Origin of the sequence: Pseudomonas sp. H1h, from assembly GCF_000633255.1 — a bacterium.
Taxonomy (GTDB): Bacteria; Pseudomonadota; Gammaproteobacteria; order Pseudomonadales; family Pseudomonadaceae; genus Aquipseudomonas.
Genome location: NZ_AYMJ01000030.1, coordinates 103,198 through 129,117, shown reverse-complemented (window position 1 = coordinate 129,117; position 25,920 = coordinate 103,198). Strand labels below are relative to the sequence as shown.

Sequence of the window (25,920 nt, the reverse complement as noted above, 5' to 3'; positions counted from 1 at the left end):
CGCTTCGAAAGAAACTGCACTTCAGTGCTAACTCACTAATTATCGAAGTGACTTCCTACAGTCATTTCCTTCAATTCGCGCAAAACTTTCAAGCCCGGAATGCTCTGACAAATCTCAGAGATAGTTCTTACATCAATTTATTTCCTGCATTGCTAGCGTGCCTTGGCAAATTCTTTTCGCGTGGCGATCAGGGACGATCGAACACCGCGCATCGACTCACTTTGCTTAAGGACAAGCGTATGTTCAGCACGGGCAGTTGCGCGCCTTTTACCCTGCAAATTCCCGGAGTTCGCCACGACTTCAAGGTGCTCGCATTCGATGGTGATGAAGCCATCAGCTGCCTGTACGCCATCCGCATCGAACTGGTCAGCGAACGAGCGGATATCGATCTGGAAGGCCTGCTCAGTCAGCCGGCGTTTCTGCAATTGGGGTTTAACGACGAAGGTATTCACGGACGCATTGAAGATGTACGGGTGGGTGAAAGCGGAAAACGCCTGACCCACTACGAGCTGACGCTGGTGCCTGCCTTGCACTATTTGCAGTTCAGTCATGACCAGCGGATTTTTCAGAATCTGACCGTTCCGCAAATCATCACGCAGGTCCTCCAGGGGCACGGCATCCAGACCGACGTATTCACCTTCCATGTCAGCACCAGCGCCGTACGTGAATAATGTATTCAATATGGGCAGTCGGACTTCGACTTCATCCAGCGTTTGTGTGCCGAGGACGGCCTTGCCTGGCATCACCAGCACTCGTCCGAGCAGCACACGCTGGTGTTCACCGACGACCAGGTGTTTTTCCCCAGGCTTGGGCCGACACCTTATCGACAAGACTCCGGCATGGTTGCCGAGCACCCGGTTATTGATCGTTTTACCCTGGCCTTCAAGACCCGCACCAGTACTGTCACCCGTCGCGACTATGACCTGAAGCGTCCCAGCCTGTTGCTCGAAAGTCGCTTCACCGCCGAATTCACGCCCGAATTGGAGGACTACCGTTACCCACTCTTGATGAAGAGCGAAAAGCAGGGCAAACAGCTCGCGCGCCAGGCTCTGGAGAGGCATCGCAGCGACTACCAGCGGGTCGAGGGCGCCAGCAATCAGCCGACGCTGCGCAGCGGCTACTTGTTCGACCTGAGCGAGCATCCGCGCAAGGATTGCAACGACATGTGGTTGCTGGTGAGCCTGCAACATAGAGGCAAATTCCCACAGGCTCTCGAGGAAGCCACCGACAGCGCTACAACACCCGTCGACGGTTTCACTCAGGGCTATCGCAATACCTTCAGCGCCACACCCGCGAACGTGATTTACCGACCTCCGCTGCCCGCACAAAAGCCCTTGCTGGTCTGCCAGACCGCACGCGTCACCGGCCCGCCCGGTGAAGAGATCTTTTGCGATGAGTACGGTCGGGTATGCGTCGAGTTTCCCTGGGATCGGGCAGAACTCGGTAGCGACAAGAGCAGTTGCTGGATACGGGTTGCCTCCAGTTGGGCGGGCGAAGGCTTCGGCGCAATGACCATTCCGCGCGTCGGCATGGAAGTGGTCGTGACCTTCCAGGAAGGCGACCCGGATCAACCGCTGATTACCGGCTGCGTGCCCAACAAGGTCACCTCCCCCGCCCATCCATTACCGAATCACAAGACCCGAACGGTTCTGCGCAGTCAGAGTTCACCACGCAGCGGCGGCTACAACGAGCTGTCGATCGAAGACCGCACCGGGCAGGAGAAAATCTACCTGCGCGCCCAGCGTGACATTGAGCAACTGATCCTCAATGACAGCCGCAGTCAGATCAGCCATGACCGTTTTGAACAGGTGGGCAATGACAGCACCACCCTGATCGAAGGCAAAGAACTGCGCACCCAACAAGGCGTGCGCAGCACGGTGATCAATGCCGATGACCTGCTGACCATCAGCGGCACCAGTAGCCTGTCCGCAGGTTCGCTGGTGATTCAGGCCGGCCAGCAGGCCCGCGTCACCGCCAGCCATGTCGTGATCGATGCGGGTATGAGCCTGACGCTGACGGCGGGCGGTCATCACATCGTGATTGACGCCAGCGGAATCTTCAGCAGCGTGCCGATCGTACAGGGCGGCGCGCCTGTGGCGGGTATAGCGCCGCTGCAGGCGCTGCAAGCCCCGCCCGGCCGATCCATGGCAGACATCGCCAGCCCGACATCCATCGTCGCCGGCGCCCGCCAACAGGCCGCGGACTACTGCCCGCTGTGCGAAGCCTGTCGCGCCGGCCAGTGCAGCATCACAGAGGTCGCATGAACACACTTGAACAATGGCTGCACGAGCAAGCGCAATCGAGTCGGGATCTGTTGCTGATGCTCGACTCGCTCGACCACCTCGAAGAGCGCATCGCGCTCAGCACCGAATTGGGTGCCGCTCACTACCGCAGTCTGTATGGCAGCACGGTGGCGAATTCGCTGGCACAAAACGGCCCGTTTCTCTTTCAGATCGGCACAGTCAGGCATCCACTGATCCAGACGCTGCTGAATACGCCCGGACGGCATTGGGGCTGGCTGGCCAGCGTCAGCCACGTTGACCTCGATGCGCTGACTGCGCACTGGCGGGCACGTGTGGTGACCGGCGAACCACCGAATCAGGCGCTGTATCGCGTGCACGACTGTCGCGTACTCGGTCGCACGCTTGCTCATCTGCCAGCGGAGCAGCACGCGCTCTTGCTCGGGCCGATGACCAGTGTCTGTTACTGGCACGACGGGCAATGGACGGTCACCAACAACCCTGACCCGGGCGAGCATCCGCTGCCGGCGGATCCGCCGTGGCTGCACACCCCGATTCCGGAGCGGATTTACGCCAACGTGCTGTTCGATAACGCCCGGCGCTATCTGGTCGGCGAACACACTGAAGCGATGGTGGCGCTCGCCGAGCAATTCGATGTGGATGACTGGGTCTGGGGGCAAATTCAACAGAGTCACCTGTGGGGCTGGCAACAGCCGCAACAGGTGCATTTCCTGCTGACCCAAAGCCTGAAGGCACCGGGCTTTCTACCACCGCAAATCTGGCTGCCCAAAACCGGCGAAGACCCGGCGACGCACTTTGAGCGGGTGTATCAGCAGACCTTGTATCTGCAGGAGAGCGGGGCCTTATGAGACGAGGACTTCGATGTCTGGCACTTGTCGGTTGCGTCGCCCTGAACCTGGGTTGCTCTGTTGCAGGCAAGTCGAACACTTTCACCTTTGTTCCTGACTTGCCGCCCAATTTCAAATACGACATGACGGCCACCTACGTGCCCGCCAAAGATCAGACATGCTCGGTTCCCGGTGGAAAAAATACCCAGCTTGGATTCAATAAAACCAACATGGTCTACGAGCCCACTTCCCGAATCCCGCTTTACAGAACTGTGAGCAACTGCCCGCTGGCGCTGAATCATGTAGAGGTCAAGATCATCGGCGTTTTTGGTCCGGAACGGAGTGATAGCAGTTATGACTATGCGTCATTTGCCGTACGTCCAGAGTTACTGGAGCGGCACATGGGGACTTTCGGCGAAGACGGTAGAGGTGAGTTTTTCGGCGAGTGCATGTGGTTTTTTCGCACGGTGGGGCCGAAGCGTTACCTGATCAAACTGCTTACCTGCAAAAAAATGGATGCGCAGGGCAATGTCGGCCGAAGTCGTCCGTTCACGGCTTACACGCTGACACAGCTCTCGGGGAAAACCATAAAGCTGAGGATCAGGTTGTCCGAAGAAGAGGAGCCCTACATGGGGGATACCTGGGTAAAGGTGCCTAACGGCTGGAAGCGTTGCATGGGGAAAGGTTTCGAAGATCAACATGCGTTTTGTTACGGCAACCACAAAGACTTCAGCACCTTCAGGATGGTGGATGAGCGGGTTTGCACCATTTATCCGGGCTGCACGGAAAACAAGGACGAGACCCCATGAGCATTGAACCGTTAGATCCGAGCGTCGCTGCCTTTATGCAAGGCAACATCCACGCCTGCCCAATGCGCGGACATTCGACGAGCTTTCAATTGGTGGACGAGTTTGGTGATGGCAAGCCCTATGCCGGGTTGATCTACGAAATCATCGATTATGAGGACACCGTTTACACGGGCAAGCTGGATGCAAAGGGCTCTGGAAAAGTCACAAACCATTTTCGTGGGCCAGTGGTACTTAAACTCAATCATTCATATCAAGGTCGAGATGATGACTACAGTGAGTTAATTCGAAGGAAGCACTACCCCCTCCCCATCACCGAACTCCAGGTTCGCGCCGAGAAAACCCGCTTCTTCACCAAATCAGGCGTGCGTACCCAGGCCAACCCAGCAAAAGACCTTGCCGGGACCAACGCCTATTACCAGGTTGAAGTGAGCGAACTGGTCAAACATGTGGCGCACTTGCCGCCTCTGGCGGAGCGTCGTGATCCGCCGAATATGGTGGTGCACAAACTAATGCGCTCCACGCCCCAAACCCGAGCGTTCGCGCAGATTGATACCAATGCGCCGGACGGAGGAATGAGCGCGATCTTCAGTCAGGCCAGCATGGCCACGGTCGAGTTGGGCTTCGCCCCGCCACCGCCCAAACCCAAGGGCATTGCCCTGTTGCCGAACAAGCACCATGTACTGGAAGTACGCCCCATGCGAGCGCTACGTCCAATGCTGTCGACCGGCAATGAATTCTGCGCACTCAACCTCTATCAACTGTCATTGATGGCGACCCTGAGTTACACCGACTTCGGCCAGGAGCCGAACACGCAACCGGTCAAGACCGACTGTGTGAGTTTCCCCGTGCAGCCAAGCAGCGGTAATTGGTTCGGCCATGCGCTGCCGCAGTTTGATGAGTTGTGGCAAGTCGATGCGGCGCAAACGGAGAAGTACTACCCGTTGTATGAAGAAGTGCCTTACTCGAAACGGTTGGAAGTGGTGCCGTTCGATCCACAGCTCTACCCCGAGGTGAATGATCCAGCACTGGGGGATGAACAGGAACATCCGGCCAAGCTGCACTTTTTCGATGATCGCAGACAAGCCGACAGTACGGACACCCAGGCCTTTATTACGCATCACGACGAGGTGATATTGATCAGTGTCCGGGGAACCAATGAAACGTTACCCGATGGCCTGCGTGATGGAGACGCCTATCAGGTTCCTTTTCAAGAAGGAGAAGGCAAGGTGCACCGTGGCTTCTACGGTGGCGCCCAAGCGGTTTTCCCGCTTGTCGTGAGCTATCTGGAGAGGTTTTACAGTGGGCAAAAACTGCTGATTACCGGACACAGCCTGGGCGGGGCGATAGCACTGATCTTGTCCGAGATGCTGCGCCGGAATCAGCGCTACCAGCCGGATATCGTGCTCTACACCTACGGAGCCCCTCGCGCTGGCGACACGACCTTCATCAAAAGCGCCCAGCCACTGATCCACCATCGCATCGTCAACCAGAACGACCCCGTGCCTAGCGTACCCGCCACCTGGATGAACACCTTTGCCAACCCCAAGCCGATGTACATCGCAAACGGAGTGGTGCTGGTCCTTAACCCGGTCGCCGGTTTTTCCTTGCTGATCCTGGGGATGATCAACTTCTCGGGTGAGAATTACGGGCATCACGGTGCCTTGCGCCATTTCATGCCAGTGGTGTTCGACAAGGAACACCAGTCCTCCATTCTCTGGCAGCCGGGCTGCAGCCTCATCAACGATCACGGCTGCGCCGAAGCCTTGCAGAACATCAATGGCTTGCCCAAGCGCGGTTCATTGCTGAAGCAGCTTTTGGCGGCGGGCGATCACTCGATGGTTAGCAGTTACATCCCCGGCTGCTGGGCCAGCCTGCGCCGCTGGCAAGAGGCGCAGTTACTCAAACGCTCGCTGGTGACGCACCGGGAGTTCGAATGGGTCAGCGGTGCATTGGCAAACATCAAAGGCCAATTGCGCGCCATTGAACGCACTATTCAAAACCACCCCCACGCCTATGCCCGCCACCAGGAAAGTACCCAAAAAACCGATGCACTCAACAATGAAATCGACAAGATCACCACGACCCAGACTCGCCTGTTGGCCTTGAAGAACCAGCGAGTTACCGAAGCCGAGGTTTACGGCAGCTATGCCGAACAGCCCGAGTGGGTGCAGGAAAACCTGCTGCGTTGGAACGCCCATCCGGAAAACCTCGTTCAGGAACAACTGGCGATGATCCCTCCGGCAGCCCAGGACCACGATGCCGCCATCGCAGCGATGACCGGAGGGCATGCCGTGGGCACGCCGTTTCATCTGGATATTGACTCGATTGTTTAGTGTTTGTGGCTCACGCGACCCGGAGAGCTTTTCATTGGCTGAATCTACACGATGACACGCATCGCTTATGGTCGACCGCCCCCCTTGGGCGTTATCAGACAGGGAGCTCAACCAGATCATGGCTACTCGACAAAACAAAAGATGGATCATGGCCTTTGGGCGCTATTGGCTAGCCGCGCTGGCACTCGTCGCTAGCTCCAATGTTCGATCTGAGCTATTGAGCAGTAATGGCCACCCAGATTTCAGCCCCTCTTCAACAACTGGATATGGATTACTCATCACCACGGTAATGCCGTTTATTACGACGACGGACGATTTTAAAGCGCTCTCCAAACAATACATCCAGGCAGTGAGGGACGATGCCGCCGCTTTCGTTGCTACTGACGGCGATTTCGATGGATCCATGCTGGAGTCTGCGTGGCGCGCGCACCTGGAGCAGCACGCGGATCTACAGTCAGGCAAGAAAGAGTTTGCCCACATGGTTCTGGGTACCCATGGCTGAACAAATCAATATTCACAACAAAGTGGGCCACATATCACGATCGATGTATCCATTTTGCACTTACGATTTCTCCTGTTTTTCAGGGAATGCGCCCCAATCTCGGATTGCCTCATGTCGGCCATCAAACGCAGCTTGGTCGCAAAAGATGAGGGACGATGATCAAGGATCACGGTGGCATGCTTAGTCGGATGGACTCGATTTGCTTCGCGGCGCCGATCTTCTTTCACCTGACCCGGTATTTTTTCTCGGCCTGATCCCAGTCATTCGTCAGCCACAAAAAATGGGCACCCGACCGCAATCGGTGTGCCCATTTTTTTATTGCGCTGCTCCCCGTTAATCAGGGAGTGCGCCGCCATTAAGGATTGACGCTGTCTTTCAACGACTTGCCTGGCTTGAATGCCACGGTGTTGCTGGCCTTGATTTTGACCGGCTCGCCGGTTTGCGGGTTTTTGCCGGTGCGGGCGCCGCGGTGGCGTTGCAGGAAGGTGCCGAAGCCCACCAGCGTGACGCTGTCCTTGCGGTGCAGAGCACCGGTGATTTCTTCGAGGACGGCGTTGAGAACGCGGTTGGCCTGTTCTTTGGTCAGATCCGCTTTTTCAGCGATTGCAGCGGCGAGTTCTGGTTTACGCATTAGTGAAGCCCCTTTGACGGTTTTTTGTTGTTATGTCCGTGCTGTTCTCGTTGGAACAGCGCCCAAGGCGCCGCAGGCTCTACTCTGCGGCAGACGGGAGTGAGGATGGCACGCGGATACCGGCTGCGCCAGTCTCCCCGCGACCTTTGTAGGGGCAAAAGCGGGGTGATTCCGACAGAACGACCGGTATTTACGCCAGCAGGGCCGGAAGCTGTTTGTTCAGGGTGAGTTTTTCCATCACCGCCGCGCCGGTCAGCGCGTAGCCGAGCAACTGGCCGTCGGCGCTGTGGCACAGGGCCTTGATGTCGGCGCCCTGCCCTTCAACGGTCCAGACCCCTTCGCTGCCCCGTGGCGGTGGCGAAACGACCAACGGGCACACCGGGGTTTTCACGGTGATCGGCATCGGGCCGTAGCTCACCGCCGTCGGATTGCCCGCCAGGGTTTGTGCCAGCGCACGCGCACAGCTCATGAGGGGCATCACGTACAACAGATTCAGCCCATCGACCTCGGCGCAGTCGCCCAAGGCGTAAATATTGGCGTGAGAGGTCTTCAGGTGGCGGTCAACGACGACGCCACGGTTGACCTGCACGCCGGCCGCCGCCGCCAGATCGATGCGCGGGCGCAGGCCGATGGCCGACACCACCACATCGCAGGCAATCACCTGACCGTCGGACAGATGCGCCTCCAGCCCATCCGCGACTTTTTGCAGACGAGTCAGCACCGGGCCGAGGTGGAAACGGGCCCCCAGGCTTTCCAGCCCGGCCTGCACGGCGGCCGCAGCGGCCGGGTGCAACAGCATCGGCATGACTTGCTCGCACGGCGCCACCAGCTGCACCTCGTAACCACCGAGGATCAGGTCGTTGGCGAATTCGCAGCCGATCAGGCCGGCACCGAGCAGCAAGACGCGGCGCTTGCCCGCAGCGGCTGCACGAAAGCGCGCGTAGTCTTCGAGATCGTTGATCGGGAATACCAGCTCGGCGCCATCGCCCTCGATCGGCACACGCACGGTTTCCGCGCCCCAGGCGAGGATCAGGTCGCGGTAGTACACCGCTTCTTCGCCGATCCACAGGCGCTTGTGGCCGGCGTCGATGCCACTGATGCGCGTGTGGGTGCGCACCTCGGCCTTCAACTGCTCGGCCATGGCGCCGGGTTCGGCCATGCTCAGGCCATCGGCGTCCTTGTTCTTGCCGAAACCGGTGGAGAGCATCGGCTTGGAGTAAGAGCGCCCGTCATCGGCGGTAATCAGCAGCAGCGGGGTTTCGCTGTCGAGTTTGCGAAACTCCCGGGCCAGGTTGTAGCCAGCAAGCCCGGTGCCGACGATTACGACAGGTGCGTTCATGCCTTACTCCTTTTCCGTATTAGCCGATTGCGTACATTTCGAAATCTTGCTTGCCGACACCGCAGTCCGGGCAAAGCCAGTCTTCCGGCACGTCTTCCCATTTAGTGCCTGGCGCGATGCCGTCATCCGGCCAACCCAATGCCTCGTCGTAAATCAGGCCACAGACAATACATTGCCACTTGTTCATTCAGGTACTTCCTCAGGATTCAGGCTTGTGTCGGCGCGAATGGTCGATGGAGGTGCGCTGCCATCCGGCTCAGGGCGTTTTGTACTGATGGTGCCGGGCAGATGCAAGCCTGTTCGGTGCAACGGCGCCCCGGATCCATCAAATTCGCAGCACGCCATGTTAAGCTCGCCGCCTCATTTGCGGCCAATAATGACTCATTGTGCACCATTCAAATGCCTGCCCGGCCCCGCTCTGGCTGACTCAAAGTCGACTGACGCCCCTTCCCGATTCGTTGACCCTCGACTGGTTGTTCGACGAAGGCTCGCTGACCCGCCGCCTGACGCGGCTGTCCAATGACGGCTTCAGCGTCACGCCGTTGTTCGAAGGCTGGGACACTCTGCGCAGTGACGAATGCGCGGCGCTGGAGCTGGCCGAAGGCAGCGAAGGCTGGGTGCGCGAGGTGTATCTGCGCGGTCACGGCGAGGCCTGGGTGTTTGCCCGCAGCGTGGCGTCGCGCGCCGCCCTGCAAGGCGACGGCTTGCACATGGACGAACTGGGGAGCCGCTCGCTGGGTGAACTGCTGTTTTGCGACCACGCCTTTCAGCGTCGCGCCATTGAGGTCTGCCACTACCCGCAAGGCTGGTTGCCGGCCGCCTGCCGTGCGCCTGAATTGTGGGCGCGCCGCTCGCGTTTCGACCGTGGCGCCTTGAGCGTGCTGGTGGCGGAGATTTTCCTGCCGACGTTGTGGAGCGCCGCCCGCGCCCATCCGGAGAACTGCTGATGTACCAGAGCCTGCTCAAGTCCCTGAACCGCTTGAACCCGCGTGCCTGGGATTTCATTCAGCTGACGCGCATGGACAAGCCGATCGGCATTTACCTGCTGCTGTGGCCAACGCTGTGGGCGCTGTGGATTGCCGGCAAAGGCTCGCCGTCGCTGGCCAACATCGCGATTTTCGTGCTCGGCGTGGTGCTGACCCGCGCCGGTGGCTGTGTGATCAACGACTGGGCCGACCGCAAGGTCGACGGCCACGTCAAACGCACCGCGCAACGACCGCTGGCCAGCGGCAAGATCAGTTCGAAAGAGGCGCTGGTATTCTTCGCGCTGCTGATGGGCGTGAGTTTCCTGCTGGTGCTATGCACCAATGCGCCGACCATCTGGCTATCGCTGGGCGGCCTGGCGCTGGCGTTCACCTACCCGTTCATGAAGCGCTATACCTATTACCCGCAAGTGGTGCTCGGCGCGGCGTTCTCGTGGGGCATGCCGATGGCATTCACCGCCGAAACCGGTGAACTGCCCGCCGCCGCATGGCTGCTGTGGATCGCCAACCTGCTGTGGACGGTGGGTTACGACACTTATTACGCGATGACCGATCGTGACGACGACCTGAAGATCGGCGTGAAATCCACCGCGATTCTGTTCGGCGATGCGGATCGGGTGATCATCCTGACGCTGCAGGCGCTGTCATTGGCTTGCCTGCTGCTGGCCGGGTCGAAGTTCGAGCTGGGGACGTGGTTCCATCTCGGCCTGCTGGTAGCGGCGGGTTGTTACGCGTGGGAGTTCTGGTACACCCGTGACCGGGACCGCATGCGTTGTTTCAAGGCGTTTTTGCACAACCATTGGGCCGGGCTGGCGATTTTTGTCGGGATCGTGCTGGATTACGCGTTGCGTTGAGGTGCGTGACCTGTGGGAGCGGGCTTGCTCGCGATAGCGGTGTATCAGTTGACACATTTACTGACTGACACGACGCCTTCGCGAGCAGACTCACTCCTACAGGGGATTTGCGTTTACTTGTGCTCGTGCATCACGTGCCAGACATCCTTCATGCCATCGCCCTTCATGTCACCGGGCTTTTCATCCTTCATGAAGGTATACAGCGGCTTACCGTCGTAGGCGTACTGCATCATGCCGTCGTCACGCTTGATCACCGTCCATTTGCCTTCAGCCTTGGCACCCGCCGGCGCCATCATCGGTGGCCAGTTCTTCGCACAATCACCGTTGCACATCGACTTGCCGCCAGCGTCCTTGTCGAACGTGTAAACGGTCATGCCTTTGTGATCGACCATCATGCCGTCTTTCATCATGGCCGGTTCGGCCGCCATCGCCAGTCCGGGCAGAGTCAGCGCAGCAGCCATCAGCAGAGCTTTGAAAGAAGCAGTCATTTGAGTCATGGAAACCTTCTTTTGTGGTTGTCAGGATTCGGACTTAGAGCTTAGTCCAGGATCACGCCAACCGCCGGGCGACTAAAATACTGTCACACGACTGCAATAATTCCGTTATCTAATGCGGCGCAAGACAGTTAAATGACAAGAGGATTAAGGCATGGTTGGCAGGAGCATTCTGATCGTCGACGACGAAGCGCCCATTCGCGAAATGATCGCCGTTGCGTTGGAAATGGCCGGCTATGACTGCCTCGAGGCAGAGAACTCGCAGCAGGCACACGCCATTATCGTTGACCGCAAACCGGACCTGATCCTGCTCGACTGGATGCTGCCCGGCACCTCCGGCATCGAACTGGCCCGACGCCTCAAGCGCGACGAGCTGACCGGGGACATCCCGATCATCATGCTCACCGCCAAGGGTGAAGAGGACAACAAGATCCAGGGCCTTGAAGTCGGCGCCGACGATTACATCACCAAGCCATTCTCGCCACGCGAACTGGTTGCCCGCCTCAAGGCTGTGCTGCGCCGCGCCGGCCCGACCGATGGCGAAGCGCCGATTGAAGTCGGCGGCCTGCTGCTCGACCCGATCAGCCACCGCGTGACCATCGATGGCAAACCCGCCGAGATGGGTCCGACCGAATACCGTCTGCTTCAATTCTTCATGACCCACCAGGAACGCGCCTACACCCGCGGGCAGTTGCTGGATCAAGTCTGGGGCGGCAACGTCTATGTTGAAGAGCGCACCGTCGACGTGCACATCCGGCGCCTGCGCAAGGCCCTCGGCGACGCCTACGAAAATCTGGTACAAACCGTGCGCGGCACTGGCTACCGGTTTTCCACCAAGGCCTGACCCGACCGCCAGACTCGCTGACAAGGACCGTATTTTCCGTGAATCAAAACTGGCATGGCACCCTGATTCGCCACATGCTGTTGCTGGTCACCGCCTGTCTGGTGATCGGCCTGATCAGCGGCTATTACGGCTGGAGCCTCGCTGCAGGCCTGGGCCTGTACCTGGCCTGGACGCTCAAGCAATTGCTGCGCCTGCACGAATGGCTGCGCCTGCACCAACCCGATGAAGCACCGCCCGACGGCTACGGCCTGTGGGGCGAGGTGTTCGACAGCATCTACCACCTGCAACGCCGCGACCAACGGGTGCGCGGGCGTCTGCAAGCGGTGATCGACCGCGTGCAGGAGTCCACCGCCGCGCTGAAAGACGCGGTGATCATGCTCGACAGCGACGGCAACCTGGAATGGTGGAACCGCGCCGCCGAAACCCTGCTCGGCCTCAAGACCCCGCAGGACAGCGGCCAACCGGTGACCAACCTGGTACGCCATCCGCGCTTCAAGGAGTACTTCGAGCAGGAAAGCTACGCCGAGCCGCTGGAAATCCCTTCACCGACCAACGATCGCGTACGCATTCAGCTGTACCTCACCCGCTACGGTAACAACGAGCATCTGATGCTGGTGCGCGACGTCACGCGCATCCATCAACTGGAACAGATGCGCAAAGACTTCATCGCCAACGTCTCCCACGAATTGCGCACGCCGCTGACGGTGATCTGCGGCTACCTGGAAACCCTGCTCGACAACGTCGAGGAGGTGAATCCGCGCTGGAGTCGTGCCCTGCAACAGATGCAACAACAGGGCGGACGCATGCAGACGCTGCTCAACGATCTGTTGCTGCTGGCGAAACTGGAAGCCACCGATTACCCGTCGGACAACCAGCCGGTGCAGGTCGATACGCTGCTGCAATCGATCAAGAGCGATGCGCAGCAGTTGTCCGGACAGAAAAACCAGCGCATTACTCTCGAAGCTGACGCAAAGATCCTGCTCAAGGGCAGCGAGGCAGAACTGCGCAGCGCGTTTTCCAATTTGGTGTTCAACGCCGTGAAGTACACCCCGGCCGAGGGCAACATCCGCATTCGCTGGTGGGGCGACGATCAGGGCGCGCACTTGAGCGTGCAGGATTCCGGGATCGGCATCGACAGCAAACACCTGCCGCGCCTGACCGAACGCTTCTACCGCGTCGATTCCAGTCGCAATTCCAATACCGGTGGCACTGGCCTGGGCCTGGCGATCGTCAAACACGTGTTGCTGCGCCACCGCGCGCGGATGGAGATCAGCAGCGTGCCCGGTCACGGCAGCACGTTCACCTGCCATTTCGCCCCGGCCCAGGTCGCTCAGGCACGGGCAATCAGCGCCGCCGAGTGATGCCGGCCAGCACGCGCCACTAGGCAATCGCCATGTCAGCCGCTACATTGGCTGACTTGCGTCTGCCTTTCAGGCGCGATTTTTTCTCTCTTACGAATCACACGGAACCCGCAAAACTCCATCATGGACCCTTCCCCTGGCTTGTCCCTCGCAACAATATTCGCCGATTTCGGCATGATTCTTTTCGCTCTGATCCTGGTTTTGCTCAACGGCTTTTTCGTTGCGGCGGAATTCGCCATGGTCAAACTGCGCTCGACCCGGGTCGAGGCCATCGCCGACAAGAACGGCTGGCGCGGGCATATCCTGCGCACCGTACACAGTCAGCTCGATGCCTACCTCTCGGCGTGTCAGCTCGGTATCACCCTGGCCTCCCTTGGCCTGGGCTGGGTCGGTGAGCCGGCGTTCGCGCACATTCTCGAGCCGCTGCTGAGCGCGATCGGCGTGCAGTCGCCGGAAGTGGTCAAAGGCATTTCGTTCTTTACCGCGTTCTTCATCATTTCCTACCTGCACATCGTGGTCGGTGAGCTGGCGCCCAAGTCGTGGGCGATCCGCAAACCCGAGCTGCTCTCGCTGTGGACAGCGGTGCCGCTGTACCTGTTCTACTGGGCGATGTACCCGGCGATCTACCTGCTCAACGCCAGTGCCAACGCGATTTTGCGTATCGCCGGCCAAGGCGAGCCCGGCCCGCACCACGAACACCATTACAGCCGCGAAGAACTGAAACTGATCCTGCACTCCAGCCGTGGTCAGGACCCGAGCGACCAGGGCATGCGCGTGCTGGCCTCGGCGGTGGAAATGGGCGAGCTGGAAGTGGTCGACTGGGCCAACTCCCGGGAAGACCTGATCACCCTCGAATTCAATGCGCCGCTGAAAGAAATCCTGGCGATGTTCCGTCGCCACAAGTTCAGCCGTTACCCGGTGTACGACAGCGAGCGCCAGGAGTTCGTCGGCCTGCTGCACATCAAGGACCTGCTGCTGGAGCTGGCGGCGCTGGACCACATTCCCGAGTCGTTCAACCTGGCAGAACTGACTCGTCCGCTGGAGCGCGTGTCGCGACATATGCCGCTGTCGCAGTTGCTGGAGCAGTTCCGCAAGGGCGGCTCGCACTTCGCTGTGGTTGAAGAAGCCGACGGCAACATCATCGGCTACCTGACCATGGAAGACGTGCTGGAAGTGCTGGTCGGCGACATCCAGGACGAACACCGCAAGGCCGAACGCGGGATTCTCGCCTATCAGCCGGGCAAGCTGCTGGTACGCGGTGATACACCGTTGTTCAAGGTTGAGCGCCTGCTCGGCATTGATCTGGACCACATCGAAGCCGAAACCCTCGCCGGGCTGGTCTACGAGACTCTGAAACGGGTGCCGGAAGAGGAAGAAGTACTGGAAGTCGAAGGCCTGCGGATCATCATCAAGAAGATGAAAGGGCCGAAGATTGTGCTGGCGAAGGTGTTGATGCTGGATTGATCGGCTGATCCGGCACCACGCCGATCCTTTCGCGAGCAAGCCCGCTCCCACACTGGAATGCATTTCAACTGTGGGAGCGGGCTTGCTCGCGAATGGGCCTGCAGCGGCAACACATCACTGCTTGCCCAACGCAAAGTTGGGCAACGCCCCCAGCGGCTGGTTGAACTGATACGGAATCGACACCAGCCCCTGCCCGGTATTGCGCTGCACCACAAAGTGCAGGTGCGGGCCGCTGCTGTTGCCGGTGTTGCCGGACAGCGCCAGCGGGCTGCCGACCGTCACCCGCTGCCCCTCACGGACGCTCACCGAGCCTTGCTTGAGGTGCAGGTACACGCCCATCGTGCCGTCATCGTGCAGCACCCGGACGAAATTGCCCGAGGCATCATTGCCGCGCCCACTCTGCGAGTTTTCGGTTTTCACCACCACCCCGGCCCGCGCCGCGATGATCTGTGTGCCGACCGGCATGGCGATGTCCATCGCGTATTTGTTCTTCGGCCCGTAGTGGCTGTATTGGCCGTTGGCACCCTGGCTGAGGCGGAACGGCCCGCCCCGCCATGGCAACGGATAGCGATAGCTCTGAGCGGCTCCCGCAGGGTCACCCAGCGCATACTGGAACTGCGGCGAATACACCAGCGGCTTGCTGCCGGTGATCGCCGTCAGCAGCGCCAGACGCGTATTACTGCGCGCCGGCAACACCCGGCGAATGGTCTGAGCCGGTGCGCCACGTACGTTACTCATTCCGGTAAATGCCAGTGCGACCTCGACCGGTGCGTACAGATCGTTGCGCACAAACACCACATCGGTGCCCTTCTGCTTCTTGATGTCGAGATACACCTGGCGCTCCAGGTGCTCGACCATGCGGTCCTGAAACACGAACACCTGCGAGCCTTTGCTCGGCCGGTCGCTGTACGAGACCACGCCGTTGGCATCGGTGGATTTGTAGATCGTCATGGCCACAGCCGAGGTGGAGGCCATGAAAAGACCACAGAAAAACAGCAGGCGCGCGAGCATGGGCAAGAGTCTGTCGAAGGAAGGCCTGGAAATGAGCCTAGCAGGTGAGACAGACCAGGCTAGTCGACAGATGTTTCAAATTGGGCAGTCTGGGAGGTTGATGGTGCAAGTGATGGCCCCTTAGCGAGCAAGTCCGATCCCACCTTTGAAATGCATTCCAATGTGGGAGCGAGCCTGCTCGGAAAGCGGACTGTCAGGCGACGAAAATCACGCGCCCGGAACGAAGTGCTTCTGCGCCGTGCCGCGGGCGATCAGGCGGGAGATGTAGTCGAGCTTCTGCGCGTCCTGGTCGACGAAGCGGAAGGTCAGTTGCAGCCAGTCGCTGTCCGCTTTCTGCTCGTGGGCGACGATGGCATGCAGGTAACCGTTGAGACGGGCGATTTCAGCGTTGTCGCCCTGCTCCAGGTCGAGCACGGCGCTGTCGAGGATCTGCGGCAGGGTCTCGGTGCGCTTCACCACCAACAGCGCTTCCTTGATGCTCAGGGCCTTGATCACGCATTGCTGGTTGCCGCTCGGCAGGCGCAACTGGCCCTGACCACGACCACCGACGGGGGCTTTCGAGGCTGCCGGTGCCTGCACCGGCGGGCTGTTGAGCAAGCCACGCGATGGCGCAACGGCAGGCGTTGGTGCAGCGACCGCAGGCTTGGCGAACGGGTTGACTGCAGCAGCTGCCGGAGCGCCACCCACCACGGCAGGCTTGCCGCCGGTCAACGCGCTCAGGGAGTCGTTGCCGAACGCCGAGTTCATCTTGGTCGGCGCGCTGTTCATCAGGGTGTCGAGCTTGCCGACCTTGTTCAGCGCCTGCTTGACCTTGGTCAGCAGTTGCTCGTTGGTGAACGGTTTGCTGACATAGCCGGAAACGCCAGCCTGAATCGCCTGCACCACGTTCTCTTTATCGCCACGGCTGGTGACCATGATGAACGGCATGGACTTGAGGTTGTCCTGCTGGCGGCACCAGGTCAGCAGTTCGAGACCGGACATTTCCGGCATTTCCCAGTCGCACAGCACCAGGTCGAACGCTTCCTTGGCCAGCATCGCCTGGGCCTTTTTGCCGTTGATGGCATCCTCGGTGCGAATCCCCGGGAAGTAGTTACGCAGGCACTTTTTCACCAGGTCGCGAATGAACGAAGCGTCGTCCACGACCAACACACTGATCTTGCTCATCCAACACCCCTATAAAAATCCCGGCAAGCATACCGCTTTTGCTGATGGCACATTGCCAACAATCTTCAGTCACGCCGGGACTTTTCGTTCGCGGGTGCTGCTTTTCAATTCGATTTCCTGACTCAAGCGCCATAAACAAAAACGCCCGGCCAAAGGGCCGGGCGCTTTTCTCAGGCAATCTTACTTATCGTCAGCATCGCCCGGAACATTAGCGGTTTCGCCGCTTGTGCCTTCAACTTCTTCTTTCATGCGCTTGAGGCCCATGTGCCGCACATCGGTCCCGCGCACCAGGTAGATCACCAGTTCCGAGATGTTGCGCGCATGGTCGCCAATCCGCTCCAGCGAACGCAGCACCCAGATGATGCTCAGAACCCGCGAGATAGAGCGCGGGTCTTCCATCATGTAGGTTGCCAGCTCACGCAGGGCCGTCTTGTATTCGCGGTCGATGATCTTGTCGTATTGCGCCACCGACAACGCCAGATCAGCGTCGAAACGGGCAAACGCGTCCAGCGCATCGCGCACCATGTTGCGCACCTGGTCGCCAATGTGGCGAACCTCGACGTAACCGCGCGGCGCTTCGCCTTCTTCGCACAATTGAATCGCGCGGCGCGCGATCTTGGTCGCTTCGTCACCGATGCGTTCCAGGTCGATCACCGATTTGGAAATGCTGATGATCAGCCGCAGGTCGGACGCCGCCGGCTGCCGACGGGCGAGAATGCGCAGGCACTCTTCGTCGATGTTGCGTTCCATCTGGTTGATCTGGTCGTCGATCTCGCGCACCTGCTGGGCCAGGCCGGAGTCGGCCTCGATCAGCGCGGTGACTGCGTCGTTGACCTGCTTCTCGACCAGCCCACCCATGGCCAGGAGGTGGCTGCGCACCTCCTCGAGCTCGGCGTTGAACTGCGCGGAGATATGGTGGGTAAGACCTTCTTTGGAAATCATGCATTCGCTCCGAAAAAGCGTTTAACCAAGAGCTGCTAGCTACAAGCTGCAAGCTGTTATGTGATGATCCATGCCGTTTCGCTTCTAACTCGCCGCTTGAAGCTTGCCGCTCGCAGCTGCTTCAATCAGCCGTAACGACCGGTGATGTAGTCTTCGGTCTGCTTCTTCGCCGGATTGGTGAACAGGGTATCGGTGTCGCCGAACTCCACCAGTTTGCCCATGTACATGAACGCCGTGTAGTCGGAAACCCGTGCGGCCTGCTGCATGTTGTGGGTCACGATGACGATGGTGAACTTGGACTTCAGCTCGTAGATCAGCTCTTCGACTTTCAGGGTCGAGATCGGGTCGAGGGCCGAGCATGGTTCGTCGAGCAGCAACACTTCCGGCTCAACCGCGATGGTGCGAGCGATCACCAGACGCTGCTGCTGACCACCGGACAGACCGAGTGCCGAATCATGCAGGCGATCCTTCACTTCGTCCCACAGCGCCGCGCCTTTCAACGCCCACTCGACCGCTTCGTCGAGGATGCGTTTCTTGTTGATGCCCTGGATGCGCAAGCCGTAGACCACGTTTTCGTAGATGGTCTTCGGGAACGGGTTCGGCTTCTGGAACACCATGCCGACGCGACGACGCAACTCGGCGACGTCTTCGCCCTTGCGGTAGATGTTGTTGCCGTACAGGTTGATCTCGCCTTCGACGCGGCAGCCGTCAACCAGGTCGTTCATGCGGTTGAAGGTACGCAGCAGCGTCGACTTGCCGCAGCCGGACGGGCCGATGAAGGCGGTCACGCGCTGTTTCGGGATGTTCATGCTGACGTCGAACAGCGCCTGCTTCTCGCCGTAGAACAGGCTCAGGCCCGGGACTTCGATGGCAACGGTTTCCTGCGCGAGGTTCAGGCTCTGTTTATCGCGACCCAGGGCGGACATGTTGATGCCGTGGGTATGTGTTTCGTGCTGCATGGGAGGCTCCCTGTGCTAACAAATTCGGTTCGGTTAGCCGCTTGGTGCGGCTGTACTCAATCTAGGGTGGGAGCGGGCTTGCTCGCGAAGCAGTCGGCACATTCAACCTCAATGTCGCCTGACCCACCGCCTTCGCGAGCAAGCCCGCTCCCACCGGGATATCAACTGTCCAAAGCTTTGTATTTTTCGCGCAGGTGGTTACGAATCCACACTGCCGACAGGTTCAACGTGGCGATCACCAGCACCAGCAGCAGCGCCGTGGCGTACACCAGTGGCCGTGCGGCTTCGACGTTCGGGCTCTGGAAGCCGACGTCATAAATGTGGAACCCCAAGTGCATGATCTTCTGGTCCAGGTGCAGGTACGGGTAGTTGCCATCCACCGGCAGCGACGGCGCCAGCTTCACCACACCCACCAGCATCAGCGGCGCCACTTCACCGGCAGCACGGGCCACGGCGAGGATCATGCCGGTCATCATCGCCGGGCTGGCCATCGGCAGGACGATCTTCCACAGCGTTTCCGCCTTGGTCGCACCCAGTGCCAGCGAGCCTTCGCGGACGGTGCGCGGGATACGCGCCAGACCTTCCTCAGTCGCCACGATCACCACCGGCACCGCCAGCAGCGCGAGGGTCAACGAAGCCCAGAGCAGGCCCGGCGTACCGAAGGTCGGTGCCGGCAGTGCTTCGGGGAAGAACAGACGGTCGACCGAACCACCCAGCACGTAGACGAAGAAGCCCAGACCGAACACGCCGTAAACGATCGCCGGAACGCCAGCGAGGTTGTTCACCGCGATGCGGATGATCCGGGTCAAGGCGTTCTGCTTGGCGTATTCACGCAGGTACACCGCCGCCAGCACGCCGAACGGGGTGACGATCATCGCCATGATCAGGGTCATCATCACGGTGCCGAAGATCGCCGGGAAAATCCCGCCTTCGGTGTTCGCTTCACGCGGGTCGTCGGACAGGAACTCCCAGACCTTGCCGAAGTAGAAACCGATCTTGGTCATCGTGCCCATGGCATTCGGCTGGTAAGCGTGAACCACTTTGCCCAGGCCGATTTCGATCTCTTTGCCGTTGGCATCGCGGGCAGTCAAAGCGTCGCGGTTGAACTGTGCATGCAGGTCGGCCAGACGTGCTTCGATGTCCTGATAACGAGCGTTCAGCTCGGCGCGCTCGGCGTCCATGTCCGCTTGCGCGGTGGCATCGAGTTTGCCGTCCAGTTCCAGTTTGCGGCCGTGCAGACGGATGCGTTCCAGACCTGAGTTGATCGCGCCGATGTCGGTCTTTTCCAGGGACTTGAGCTGCGCGGCGAGCTTGTTCACGCGGTCGATCCGCGCTTGCAGCTCGGGCCAGGCGGCTTCGCCCTCGGCGATCACCTTGCCGTCCTGTTTGACGTTGACCAGGTAGCCGTAGAAGTTGCCCCACTCGCGACGCTCGATCGTCATCAATTCTGACGGCGTGGTCTGGTTGGTCAGCCACTCGCCGACGATCCAGGTGAAGTCGTTGCCATTCAAGTCACGGTTGCCGACCTTGATCAGCTCGCGAGTCATGAATTCCGGGCCTTGGTCGGGCACCGGCAAGCCGGCGCTTTTCAGGCGGGCGCGAGGCACTTCTTCTTTCTGTACCACTTCGCCGATGACCAGGTGATTGGCCTGGCCCGGTACGTCGTAGTTGGCGTGGATCAGGTCCGCCGGCCAGAAGTGACCGAGGCCGCGCACGGCGATCACCGCCAGCAGGCCAATGGTCATGATGACCGCGATGGACACCGCGCCACCGCTGATCCAGACGCCCGGGGCGCCGCTCTTGAACCATCCATTCAGGGAGTTCTGTTTCACAGACTTCTACCTTTCTTAAAGCGACGAGTATTTCTTGCGCAGACGCTGACGAATCAGTTCTGCCAGGGTGTTCATGACGAAGGTGAACAACAGCAGCACCAGCGCCGAGAGGAACAGCACGCGGTAGTGGCTGCCACCGACTTCCGACTCGGGCATTTCCACCGCGACGTTGGCGGCCAGGGTGCGCAGGCCTTCGAACAGGTTCATTTCCATGACCGGGGTGTTACCCGTGGCCATCAGCACGATCATGGTTTCCCCGACCGCACGGCCCATACCGATCATCAGCGCCGAGAAGATCCCCGGGCTGGCGGTGAGAATCACCACGCGGGTCATGGTCTGCCACGGCGTGGCACCGAGGGCCAGGGAGCCGAGGGTCAGGCCACGCGGCACACTGAACACGGCGTCTTCGGCAATCGAATAGATGTTCGGGATCACCGCAAAACCCATGGCCAGACCGACCACCAGGGCGTTGCGCTGATCGTAGGTGATGCCCAGGTCGTGGGAGATCCACATGCGCATGTCACCGCCGAAGAACCAGTTCTCCATGAACGGACTCATGTACAGCGACAGCCAGCCCACGAACAGGATCACCGGAATCAGCAGCGCACTTTCCCAGCCGTCCGGCACCTTGAGGCGGATCGACTCAGGCAGACGGCTGAAGGTGAAACCGGCGACCAGAATGCCGATCGGCAGCAGCATCAGCAGGCTGAAGATGCCCGGCAGATGTCCTTCCACATACGGCGCGAGGAACAGACCGGCGAAGAAACCGAGGATCACCGTCGGCATCGCTTCCATCAACTCGATCACTGGCTTGACCTTGCGGCGCATGCCCGGGGCCATGAAATACGCGGTGTAGATCGCTGCGGCAACGGCCAGCGGCGCGGCCAGCAGCATCGCGTAGAACGCGGCTTTCAGGGTGCCGAAGGTCAGTGGCGAGAGGCTCAGTTTCGGTTCGAAGTCGGTGTTGGCTGCGGTCGATTGCCAGACGTATTTAGGCTCGTCGTAGTTCTCGTACCAGACCTTGCTCCACAGCGCGCTCCACGACACTTCCGGGTGCGGGTTGTCGAGCAGCAGCGGTTGCAGCTTGCCGCCGGCTTCGACGATCACCCGGTTGGCGCGTGGCGACAGACCGAACAGGCCCTGCCCTTCAGCCACCGGCTCGACCAGCAAGGTGCGGTGTGCGGTGCTGTGGAACACTCCGAGTTTGCCGGAAGCATCAAGGGCTACGAAGCCTTTGCGACGCTCTTCGGCAGTGATTTCCACGATTGGCGCAGTGCCCATCTGGAAGGTACGGATCTGTTTCAGGCGCAGCTCGCCATCGGTATCACGGGCCATGAACCACTGGGCCAGGCCGCCCTTGGAGTCACCGATGATCAGCGAGATACCACCGACCAGCTGCGTCGACGCGGTGACTTCAGCGTCGGCGTTTTCCAGCAGTTTGTAGCGACCGTTGAGGCTCTTGTCGCGCAGGCTGAACACGTCGGCCTGAGCACGCCCGTTGACCACGTACAGCCATTGCTGGCGCGGGTCGACGAAGATGTTTTTCACCGGCTCGGTCATCTGCGGCAGATCGATACGCTTCTGCTCGTTGGTGACTTCGCCGGTCATCATGTTTTCTTCGCTGGTCAGCGACAACACATTGAGTTGCGAACCGGTCGAACCCACGAGCATCAGGGTCGAATCGGTGGCGTTGAGGCTCACGTGTTCCAGCGCCCCGCCGCTCTCGTTCACCGCGATCGGCGTGTTGCCGTATGGGTATTCGATGGCCGGGGTGATGGTTTTCTTGCCATCGGGGTAGCTGACTTTATAGGTGTGGCGGAACACCAGTGCCTGGCCGTTGGACAGGCCCACGGCCACCAGCGGATGACCTGGCTGATCTTCGCCGATGGACGTCACGCGGGTGCCGGCGGGGACTGGCAGATCGACGCGCTTCAATTCAGCGCCACTGTCGATGTCGAAGAACAGCGCCTGGCCTTTGTCGGAAACGCGCATCGCCACCTGATTCTGCTCTTCGAGCGAAATCATCAGCGGCTTGCCAGCGTCCTGCATCCAGGCCGGGGTAATGGCATCTTTCGCGGTCAGGCTGGCACCGTGGAATAACGGCGCAACGACGTAGGCGAGAAAGAAGAAGATCAGGGTGATGGCTGCCAGCACCGCCAGCCCGCCAACGAGGACGTACCAACGGGTGAAGCGATCCTTGAGCGCGCGAATGCGGCGCTTGCGTTGCAGCTCAGGCGTATTGAAATCAATGCGCTTGGGAGGGGAAGTCGTAGTCATTGGGGAATTGGCCAGATCATTCATGCGCTCACCCTAGCGATCCTGTATGACAGAAAGATGACAGTGCAGTGACGCAACAAATCCACCGCCAGCGGGGACTGGAGGAGGATCAAAGAATTCGAAGGGTGTGTGGGAGCGGGCTTGCTCGCCAAAGCGGTGACTCAGTCACTGAGGTGCTGAATCTGAAGGCCTCTTCGCGAGCAAGCCCGCTCCCACACTCGAGTCCGGAGGGGTTTATTCCGGACTCAGTTTGTTACTTTTTTGCGACTTCAGCGCCGCCTTCCTGCAGACCCAGGTCAGCCAGTGCTTTTGCAGCAACCTTGGCTGGCAGTGGGATGTAACCGTCCTTCACCACAACTTCCTGACCCTGTTTGGACAGAACCAGTTTCACGAACTCGGCTTCCAGCGGGGCCAGAGGCTTGTTCGGTGCCTTGTTCACGTAAACGTAGAGGAAGCGCGACAGCGGGTACTTGCCGTTCAGTGCGTTCTCTTCCGAATCTTCAATGAACTCGGTGCTGCCTTTCTTCGACAGTGCAACGGTTTTCACGCTGGCGGTTTTGTAACCGATGCCCGAGTAACCGATACCGTTCAGCGAGGAGCTGATCGACTGCACAACCGACGCCGAACCTGGTTGTTCGTTGACGTTAGGCTTGTAGTCGCCTTTGCACAGGGCTTCTTCCTTGAAGTAGCCGTAGGTGCCGGATACCGAGTTACGACCGAACAGCTGCACTGGCTTGTTGGCCAGGTCGCCGGTCACGCCCAGGTCGCCCCAGGTTTTGACTTCGGCCTTGGCGCCGCACAGACGGGTGGACGAGAAGATCGCGTCAACCTGTTCCATGGTCAGGTGCTGGATCGGGTTGTCCTTGTGCACGAACACAGCCAGGGCGTCCACGGCAACCGGGATAGCGGTCGGCTTGTAGCCATACTTCTGCTCGAAGGCCGCCAGTTCGGTGTCCTTCATCTTGCGGCTCATCGGGCCCAGGTTGGAGGTGCCTTCAGTCAGCGCAGGTGGCGCAGTGGCGGAGCCAGCGGCCTGAATCTGGATGTTTACGTTCGGGTATTCTTTTTTGTAGTTCTCAGCCCACAGGGTCATGAGGTTGGCCAGAGTGTCGGAACCAACGCTGGACAAGTTGCCCGATACACCAGTGACCTTGGTGTAAGCCGGAATTGCCGGGTCAACGCCAGCGGCTACCGCGTGGGCAGTCGCAACGCCAGCGGCGACAAAAGTCATTGCCGCCATCAAACGCTTCAGTTTCATGCCTTACTCCTAGCAGATAGGGTGTGTTAAGTCGGGGCCAAGTATCAGCAGGCCGTGTGAACACTCTATGGCTGAAATATGACAATTGGATGAAAGGCCAGCATCGGGGTTTTACAAGATGATTCAAAAGATATTAGAGAGCAACGCAGAACCAATGTGGGAGCGGGCTTGCTCGCGAAGAGGCCGTGTCATCCTATTCATATAGAGACTGACATACCGCATTCGCGAGCAAGCCCGCTCCCACAGGTGAAAATTTTTAGCGCCCCTTCTTCCACAGCCATGCGCCGACCAGAATCCCCATCGTGCAAAGGACGGCTACATAGTAAGCCGGCCCCATCGCACTTTCTTTAAGCAGCAGACTGACCACCATTGGCGTCAGGCCACCGAAGATCGCGTATGCCACGTTGTACGAGAACGACAACCCACTGAAGCGCACCACTGGCGGGAACGCCTTGACCATCACGTACGGCACCGCACCGATGGTGCCGACCAGCAGGCCGGTCAGGGCATACAGCGGAAACAGCCAGTTCGGGTGATCGGCGAGGCTGTGATAGAAGGTCCAGGAGCTGATCAGCAGCCCCAGGCTACCGAAGACAAACACCCGGCCGGCGCCGAAACGATCCGCCAGGGCGCCGGAGATGATGCAGCCAACGCTCAGGAACACGATCGCCAGGCTGTTAGATTGCAGTGCCACCGTCGGTGAGAAGTGATAGACCGTTTGCAGTACGGTCGGGGTCATCAGGATCACTACAACGATCCCGGCCGACAGCAACCAGGTCAGCAGCATCGAGACCGCAATCGCCCCGCGATGGTCACGCAGCACCGCTCGCAGCGGCACCTCTTCAGCCAGCGCCTTGCGCAGTTGCAGCTCGGCGAACACCGGCGTTTCGTGCAGCCAGCGGCGCAAGTAAACCGAGAACAGGCCGAACACGCCGCCGAGCAGGAACGGGATCCGCCAGGCGTAATCTGCAACTTCCAGTGGTGTGTAGAGGCTGTTGATCGCGGTAGCAACCAGCGACCCGAGGAGAATGCCCGCCGTCAGGCCGCTGGTCAGCGTGCCGCAGGCGTAGCCAATGTGCTTTTGCGGCACGTGTTCGGAAACGAAGACCCACGCCCCCGGCACCTCACCGCCAATCGCCGCGCCCTGGATCACCCGCATCAGCAACAGCAGGATCGGCGCCCACAGGCCGATCTGCGCGTAGGTCGGCAGCAGCCCCATGATCAGCGTTGGCACGGCCATCATGAAAATGCTCAGGGTGAACATCTTCTTGCGTCCCAGCAGGTCGCCGAAGTGCGCCATGACGATGCCGCCCAGCGGCCGCGCCAGGTAACCGGCGGCGAAAATACCGAAGGTTTGCATCAGCCGCAGCCACTCGGGCATGTCGGCCGGGAAGAACAGCTTGCCGACCACAGTGGCAAAGAACACGAAGATGATGAAGTCGTAAAACTCCAGCGCACCGCCCAGGGCCGATAGCGACAGAGTCTTGTAGTCATTGCGGGTCAACGGTCGTGCGGGTTGCTCGGGCTGCGCGAGGCTCGAAGGCGCTGTGGTCATGGCAAGGGCTTCTCTTATAGTCGGATCTACCGCCACAACAACGCTGGCTGTGGCTTGGGCAGGTTCGGCACCATAGCAAATTGTTCGAAAAAGCACATAGAGGCGCGTATTTGACGGTCAAAATCAGAACCCGATGGTCGTCGCGGAGTCTACCGACCGATATACTCGCAACCTTGCTCCGGTTTGTAGGGGGTTGCTGTGCGAAAACGTCGTTGGTCGC

At 59.8% G+C, this 25,920-nt stretch carries 21 protein-coding genes and 2 pseudogenes; 11 read left to right on the top strand and 12 right to left on the bottom strand.

Translation table 11 applies throughout. The annotated features are described in order from the left end of the window. Positions 1-239: 239 nt before the first annotated feature. The 6 genes and pseudogenes from U862_RS0123620 to U862_RS29805 all read left to right on the top strand — a co-directional run. A pseudogene (locus tag U862_RS0123620) lies at positions 240-2,264 on the top strand (type VI secretion system tip protein VgrG). After that, a complete protein-coding gene (locus U862_RS0123615; RefSeq protein ID WP_025112671.1) occupies positions 2,261-3,109 on the top strand; it encodes a DUF4123 domain-containing protein in 849 nt (282 codons plus the stop codon). The pseudogene U862_RS0123620 and the gene U862_RS0123615 overlap by 4 nt, the downstream one beginning before the upstream one ends. Beyond that, complete coding sequence (locus U862_RS0123610; protein WP_025112670.1) at positions 3,106-3,897, top strand: hypothetical protein; 792 nt, start codon at positions 3,106-3,108, stop codon at positions 3,895-3,897. Before U862_RS0123615 ends, U862_RS0123610 begins: the two co-directional genes overlap by 4 nt. Next, positions 3,894-6,230, top strand: a complete 2,337-nt coding sequence (locus U862_RS0123605; RefSeq protein WP_025112669.1) for a lipase — start codon at positions 3,894-3,896, stop codon at positions 6,228-6,230. The genes U862_RS0123610 and U862_RS0123605 overlap by 4 nt, the downstream gene beginning before the upstream one ends. 118 nt (positions 6,231-6,348) lie before the next feature. Further along, positions 6,349-6,732, top strand: a complete 384-nt coding sequence (locus U862_RS0123600) for a DUF2388 domain-containing protein (protein WP_115675194.1) — start codon at positions 6,349-6,351, stop codon at positions 6,730-6,732. A 108-nt stretch (positions 6,733-6,840) separates the two neighbouring features. Next, positions 6,841-6,986: pseudogene (locus U862_RS29805) on the top strand (phosphatidate cytidylyltransferase); the annotation flags it as partial. 101 nt (positions 6,987-7,087) lie between these two features. Here the strand turns inward: U862_RS29805 and U862_RS0123590 are convergent. The 3 genes from U862_RS0123590 to U862_RS0123580 form a co-directional block, all read right to left on the bottom strand. Continuing rightward, positions 7,088-7,363: an HU family DNA-binding protein gene (locus U862_RS0123590; protein ID WP_003213368.1), complete on the bottom strand. Its 276-nt coding sequence runs from the start codon at positions 7,361-7,363 to the stop codon at positions 7,088-7,090. A 190-nt stretch (positions 7,364-7,553) separates the two neighbouring features. Then, on the bottom strand, positions 7,554-8,702 hold the full coding sequence (locus U862_RS0123585; protein WP_025112667.1) for an NAD(P)/FAD-dependent oxidoreductase: 1,149 nt from the start codon (positions 8,700-8,702) through the stop codon (positions 7,554-7,556). Between the two features lie 19 nt (positions 8,703-8,721). Further along, positions 8,722-8,889, bottom strand: coding sequence for a rubredoxin (locus U862_RS0123580; RefSeq protein WP_025112666.1), 168 nt, complete (start codon positions 8,887-8,889; stop codon positions 8,722-8,724). Between the two features lie 199 nt (positions 8,890-9,088). Here U862_RS0123580 and U862_RS0123575 point away from each other — a divergent pair, with 199 nt between their 5' ends. Together U862_RS0123575 and ubiA are read left to right on the top strand one after the other, a co-directional pair. Beyond that, positions 9,089-9,649 carry a chorismate lyase gene (locus U862_RS0123575; RefSeq protein WP_025112665.1) on the top strand — a complete coding sequence of 187 codons (561 nt, stop codon included), beginning with the start codon at positions 9,089-9,091 and terminating at the stop codon, positions 9,647-9,649. After that, positions 9,649-10,539, top strand: coding sequence for a 4-hydroxybenzoate octaprenyltransferase (gene ubiA / locus U862_RS0123570; protein ID WP_025112664.1), 891 nt, complete (start codon positions 9,649-9,651; stop codon positions 10,537-10,539). Before U862_RS0123575 ends, ubiA begins: the two co-directional genes overlap by 1 nt. 113 nt (positions 10,540-10,652) lie before the next feature. Here ubiA and U862_RS0123565 read toward each other — a convergent pair whose 3' ends face one another. Beyond that, positions 10,653-11,036: a hypothetical protein gene (locus U862_RS0123565; protein WP_025112663.1), complete on the bottom strand. Its 384-nt coding sequence runs from the start codon at positions 11,034-11,036 to the stop codon at positions 10,653-10,655. 151 nt (positions 11,037-11,187) lie between these two features. Here U862_RS0123565 and phoB point away from each other — a divergent pair, with 151 nt between their 5' ends. The 3 genes from phoB to U862_RS0123550 all read left to right on the top strand — a co-directional run bounded on the left by phoB (position 11,188) and on the right by U862_RS0123550 (position 14,702). Beyond that, positions 11,188-11,877: a phosphate regulon transcriptional regulator PhoB gene (gene phoB, locus U862_RS0123560; protein WP_007896474.1), complete on the top strand. Its 690-nt coding sequence runs from the start codon at positions 11,188-11,190 to the stop codon at positions 11,875-11,877. A gap of 74 nt (positions 11,878-11,951) precedes the next feature. Beyond that, positions 11,952-13,238: a phosphate regulon sensor histidine kinase PhoR gene (gene phoR / locus U862_RS0123555; RefSeq protein ID WP_256214734.1), complete on the top strand. Its 1,287-nt coding sequence runs from the start codon at positions 11,952-11,954 to the stop codon at positions 13,236-13,238. Positions 13,239-13,361: 123 nt separating this feature from the next. Beyond that, positions 13,362-14,702, top strand: a complete 1,341-nt coding sequence (locus U862_RS0123550; RefSeq protein ID WP_025112661.1) for a hemolysin family protein — start codon at positions 13,362-13,364, stop codon at positions 14,700-14,702. A gap of 114 nt (positions 14,703-14,816) precedes the next feature. On the opposite strand, the gene U862_RS0123545 is transcribed toward U862_RS0123550, so the two are convergent. The 8 genes from U862_RS0123545 to U862_RS0123505 all read right to left on the bottom strand — a co-directional run bounded on the left by U862_RS0123545 (position 14,817) and on the right by U862_RS0123505 (position 25,700). Next, complete coding sequence (locus U862_RS0123545; protein WP_025112660.1) at positions 14,817-15,713, bottom strand: M23 family metallopeptidase; 897 nt, start codon at positions 15,711-15,713, stop codon at positions 14,817-14,819. Positions 15,714-15,920: 207 nt separating this feature from the next. Next, complete coding sequence (locus U862_RS0123535; protein ID WP_025112659.1) at positions 15,921-16,877, bottom strand: response regulator; 957 nt, start codon at positions 16,875-16,877, stop codon at positions 15,921-15,923. A gap of 180 nt (positions 16,878-17,057) precedes the next feature. Continuing rightward, a complete protein-coding gene (phoU, locus tag U862_RS0123530) occupies positions 17,058-17,819 on the bottom strand; it encodes a phosphate signaling complex protein PhoU (RefSeq protein ID WP_007954334.1) in 762 nt (253 codons plus the stop codon). Positions 17,820-17,944: 125 nt separating this feature from the next. Beyond that, entirely contained in the window at positions 17,945-18,778 is an 834-nt protein-coding gene (gene pstB, locus U862_RS0123525) for a phosphate ABC transporter ATP-binding protein PstB (protein WP_025112658.1), read from the bottom strand. 161 nt (positions 18,779-18,939) lie between these two features. Continuing rightward, complete coding sequence (pstA, locus tag U862_RS0123520; RefSeq protein WP_025112657.1) at positions 18,940-20,610, bottom strand: phosphate ABC transporter permease PstA; 1,671 nt, start codon at positions 20,608-20,610, stop codon at positions 18,940-18,942. A gap of 15 nt (positions 20,611-20,625) precedes the next feature. Then, positions 20,626-22,659 carry an ABC transporter permease subunit gene (locus tag U862_RS0123515; RefSeq protein WP_177327368.1) on the bottom strand — a complete coding sequence of 678 codons (2,034 nt, stop codon included), beginning with the start codon at positions 22,657-22,659 and terminating at the stop codon, positions 20,626-20,628. 481 nt (positions 22,660-23,140) lie between these two features. Continuing rightward, positions 23,141-24,145 (bottom strand): phosphate ABC transporter substrate-binding protein PstS, encoded by a 1,005-nt coding sequence (locus U862_RS0123510; RefSeq protein WP_025112655.1) that lies wholly within the window; start codon positions 24,143-24,145, stop codon positions 23,141-23,143. 256 nt (positions 24,146-24,401) lie between these two features. Continuing rightward, on the bottom strand, positions 24,402-25,700 hold the full coding sequence (locus U862_RS0123505; protein WP_025112654.1) for an MFS transporter: 1,299 nt from the start codon (positions 25,698-25,700) through the stop codon (positions 24,402-24,404). Positions 25,701-25,920 lie beyond the last annotated feature (220 nt).

Coding starts and splice junctions, on each gene's coding strand:
- U862_RS0123615 (WP_025112671.1), top strand. CDS start 2,261: ATGAACACACTTGAACAATGGCTGCACGAGCAAGCGCAATCGAGTCGG.
- U862_RS0123545 (WP_025112660.1), bottom strand. CDS start 15,713: ATGCTCGCGCGCCTGCTGTTTTTCTGTGGTCTTTTCATGGCCTCCACC.
- U862_RS0123600 (WP_115675194.1), top strand. CDS start 6,349: ATGGCTACTCGACAAAACAAAAGATGGATCATGGCCTTTGGGCGCTAT.
- U862_RS0123550 (WP_025112661.1), top strand. CDS start 13,362: ATGGACCCTTCCCCTGGCTTGTCCCTCGCAACAATATTCGCCGATTTC.
- U862_RS0123580 (WP_025112666.1), bottom strand. CDS start 8,889: ATGAACAAGTGGCAATGTATTGTCTGTGGCCTGATTTACGACGAGGCA.
- pstB (WP_025112658.1), bottom strand. CDS start 18,778: ATGCAGCACGAAACACATACCCACGGCATCAACATGTCCGCCCTGGGT.
- ubiA (WP_025112664.1), top strand. CDS start 9,649: ATGTACCAGAGCCTGCTCAAGTCCCTGAACCGCTTGAACCCGCGTGCC.
- U862_RS0123590 (WP_003213368.1), bottom strand. CDS start 7,363: ATGCGTAAACCAGAACTCGCCGCTGCAATCGCTGAAAAAGCGGATCTG.
- U862_RS0123505 (WP_025112654.1), bottom strand. CDS start 25,700: ATGACCACAGCGCCTTCGAGCCTCGCGCAGCCCGAGCAACCCGCACGA.
- U862_RS0123605 (WP_025112669.1), top strand. CDS start 3,894: ATGAGCATTGAACCGTTAGATCCGAGCGTCGCTGCCTTTATGCAAGGC.
- U862_RS0123585 (WP_025112667.1), bottom strand. CDS start 8,702: ATGAACGCACCTGTCGTAATCGTCGGCACCGGGCTTGCTGGCTACAAC.
- U862_RS0123610 (WP_025112670.1), top strand. CDS start 3,106: ATGAGACGAGGACTTCGATGTCTGGCACTTGTCGGTTGCGTCGCCCTG.
- phoR (WP_256214734.1), top strand. CDS start 11,952: ATGCTGTTGCTGGTCACCGCCTGTCTGGTGATCGGCCTGATCAGCGGC.
- phoU (WP_007954334.1), bottom strand. CDS start 17,819: ATGATTTCCAAAGAAGGTCTTACCCACCATATCTCCGCGCAGTTCAAC.
- U862_RS0123565 (WP_025112663.1), bottom strand. CDS start 11,036: ATGACTCAAATGACTGCTTCTTTCAAAGCTCTGCTGATGGCTGCTGCG.
- phoB (WP_007896474.1), top strand. CDS start 11,188: ATGGTTGGCAGGAGCATTCTGATCGTCGACGACGAAGCGCCCATTCGC.
- U862_RS0123510 (WP_025112655.1), bottom strand. CDS start 24,145: ATGAAACTGAAGCGTTTGATGGCGGCAATGACTTTTGTCGCCGCTGGC.
- U862_RS0123535 (WP_025112659.1), bottom strand. CDS start 16,877: ATGAGCAAGATCAGTGTGTTGGTCGTGGACGACGCTTCGTTCATTCGC.
- U862_RS0123515 (WP_177327368.1), bottom strand. CDS start 22,659: ATGCAGGACGCTGGCAAGCCGCTGATGATTTCGCTCGAAGAGCAGAAT.